Source organism: Algoriphagus ornithinivorans (assembly GCF_900115305.1).
Taxonomy (GTDB): Bacteria; Bacteroidota; Bacteroidia; order Cytophagales; family Cyclobacteriaceae; genus Algoriphagus; species Algoriphagus ornithinivorans.
On the sequence record NZ_FOVW01000019.1, the window covers coordinates 1 to 3,183 of the forward strand.

Here is a 3,183-nt window from a genome sequence, read left to right on the forward strand (position 1 = left end):
CCCACATCCGCTCTGCTGTTGTTGTTGGCATCGTTGAACGTACCTGTCTTGACAATCGTCAAAGCCGGGCGCTGAGGAAGATTCGTCGTCTCACTATCTGTCGCAGTTCTAAATTGAGTGCCAAAAAATCCTTTTGCTTCAGCCGTGTTATCCACTTTGCCTGTATTAATATCATTTTGGGTGATCGTATAAGATCCTGTAAATGTATTCCCACTATTGGCCCCAACTGCCAAGCTGATCGGACCGCCAGTTACAGTAACTTTTGGATCAGTTACAGTAACATTCGTCAAAGCAGAATTTCCAGTATTAGTTACCAAAAAAGAATAATTAATCTTCTCTCCTACGTCTGCTCGACCATTGTTATTTTGATCAACAAAAGTTCCAACTTTATCAATTGTAAGAGCACAATTTAAAAGGGTTAAAGTAACAGGAGTTCTTGTAGGACTAATACAACCTGTAATCGTATTTCTTGCTTCAGCGTAGTAGGTCACAGTTCCTAATGTATTCAAGGTAGGATTAGCAACTAAATTACCTCCAGTAGGTGCACTAAACCATCGAATTTCAATTCCTGTAGGAACTGAAGCTGTTGCTGTTAAAGTTTGAGCTGGTGAATTAATACACTGACTGATATTCCCTCCCGAAGTTGGAGCCGCAGGTAACGCATTTACCTGAACTGTCACCGGATTAGAAGCAACTGTATTACAGCTTGAGCTAATCACTTTTGCGTAGTAATAGAAAGTCCCCTCAGTATTTGTTGGAGGAGTATAATTCTGGGTTGTGGCAACTCTAGTCCCGCCTATATTTACCGCAGAAGTCGTCTGCCACCACTCATAGGTAATCGTTCCAGTCCCAGTTCCGATAACAGTCAGTGGTGTTGCCGTTGCATTTTGGCAATAAGTAGCACCAGTCGGCTGATTAGAAATTTCAGTTAAAGGATTCACCTGAACTGTTACCGAATTAGACGCAACATTTCCACAAGTAGAGCTCTTAACTAATGCGTAATAGTAATATGTTCCTGCAGCATTAGTGGGAGGAGTAAAAGTTTGTGAAGATCCCACTGGGGTACCTCCTGAATTTGTAGCAGTAGTCGTTCTAAACCACTCGTATGAAATCGTCCCAGCACCTGTTCCTGTTACTGTCAATGGTTGAGGGCTAGCATTAAGGCAATAAGATGCGCCTTGTGGCTGATTAGTAACTAAAGTCCTTGGATTTATTCTTACAGTTGTCTGAACCGTCTTAGGACAGGAAAAAGTCGCTCCACTAGGAGCAGAATTAAATGAATAGGAAACTGTGTAAGTTCCAGGTGTAGAACCTGCATAAGTTATTAAACCAGTACTCGTATTAATATTTAATCCAGCAGGTGTTGCAGAAAAGGTTCCACCTTCTGTGCCAGAAATTGATGGTAATACAGAAGAAGTAGATTCACATAATGCATCAGGAGAATAGGAAATTTCTGCAGTTCCAAATGCTAAACTTACAGGAATTGGGTCAATAAAATCTTTAATATCAGCAGTAACAGCATCTGAAGCTTTTGACTTTATAAAAATTGTTTTTACGGCAATCCCAGCACAAGGGTCTCCACTAAAGGCTCTAAAAAGTTTTGTAACGTTAATTGCGGCCTCAACCCATTGTCTTGGTTCGTAAAAACTATTTCCAAATGGTAAATACTGAATGTCTGTAAGAGTTGTAGTATTAACTGCACCATATGCAACTCCTAAACCAAAAGTTGGGGAGGTAATCTCACCTTCCAATACATAATCGAAACCTGTACCAACAGCTTTCCATCTAAATGCATAAATTTTTGGGTTTGATCCTCCTGAAGCATATTCTACTGAAATTAATAAATCACCTATTGTCCTTCCCCCATTGGGGCCATCAGAAGTAAATCCACCGGAGGTACCAGAACCAGTTCTTTCAACATTTCCTTGTAAAAATTCGAAATCTAAATAACTTGTCCCATTAGTTTTATCTCTATCTGCTGAAAGTATAATCCAATCGCCCTCAAAGCCAGGAGTAGTTGAGTTGCCCAAATGATAAAAAACATTGTTAAAATCATTTGGTGCTGGTGTAACATCAGCAGCCCTCCATCCCCATGAATTAGGGTTTCCATTTCCTTTATTTCCCCCATTAAAACCAAGGTCCACGCCAGGTCCTCCTTTGTATGGATCAATAAACCTAAATGATGTAACTCCATTAACCGGAACACCTAAAGATGTAAACGCTGATCCCCCATTGTTCAATCCTCCTGTAGCTCCAGGGATCCAGTCACCTGCACCGGGAGTAGGCGTATTTGCTCTCAAATCCCCATCTATATGAAATCCCCCATTTGGAGAATTCAAGGGAATAACTATAGGAGTCTGCCCAAAAGAGAAATTGTAAGCGGAAAAAATAAAACCAATAAGAAAAAAAAGGTTCTTATTGATATTTCTCATTTTCTTAAAAAAATCAATTTTCCTATCTCGACTGCCATTCGGATGAGTAGTAGATGACTGATCCATATATTTTTATTTAAAATTTCGAGTTCGTAAACGTGTTCTATAGGTTTTTTCTTTAGTTCTTATCCCCTTGCTATGAGAGACTTAGAATATTTTTAATCTAATTAAGCAGGCAAAAGGAGGGAGTGAAATGAACCCACTTATTCTTATAACCAGATAATTGCCATAAAAATACACTTTTATGTTTTTCATTTCCAAGTGTTTGCAAATCTTTTTTTATATAAAATGCATTTTTTTTATTATGAAATACTTTTTAAATATTTTCAGCATATACGGAATGAATGGGAATTATGGATTGAATCCAGAAAAATATTAAAGGCAACAAAAAAAAAGGATCCAAACTGGATCCTCTTTTTTTTTGACTAATACTCTATAAACTTATCCTGTATCACATCGTGTTTACTTTCTTCTGTCTACCTGTGTAGGTAAACGCCGACTTGCCTACTCTCAGCTCTGTCCTTCGGTTCAGCTGGTGCATCGCCGAAGTACAGCTCACCTGGCTGCAGTCATGTACCGGACGCGTCTCCCCAAACCACTGGTGTTCCATCCGGTCTCCGGTTACTCCGCGCTTGATGAGGTAGTCCATCACCGCTTTTGATCTGCGTGCCGACAGCTTCTCGTTGTAGGCATCGCTGCCCCGCTGGTCGGTATGACCCTCGATGTACAGCATCAGGTTCGGCATCCGCTC

At 40.1% G+C, this 3,183-nt stretch carries 2 protein-coding genes; both read right to left on the reverse strand.

Annotated elements, in window-relative coordinates; translation table 11 throughout:
• A partial coding sequence (locus BM073_RS17895; protein WP_139217531.1) for an immunoglobulin domain-containing protein occupies positions 1 to 2,498 on the reverse strand: 2,498 nt, incomplete at its 3' end.
• A 385-nt stretch (positions 2,499 to 2,883) separates the two neighbouring features.
• Positions 2,884 to 3,177 carry an OmpA family protein gene (locus tag BM073_RS17900; RefSeq protein ID WP_091655709.1) on the reverse strand — a complete coding sequence of 98 codons (294 nt, stop codon included), beginning with the start codon at positions 3,175 to 3,177 and terminating at the stop codon, positions 2,884 to 2,886.
• Positions 3,178 to 3,183 lie beyond the last annotated feature (6 nt).

Bases quoted from the DNA above. Each gene is read 5' to 3' on its own strand.
- BM073_RS17900 (WP_091655709.1), bottom strand. From the start codon at position 3,177: ATGCCGAACCTGATGCTGTACATCGAGGGTCATACCGACCAGCGGGGC.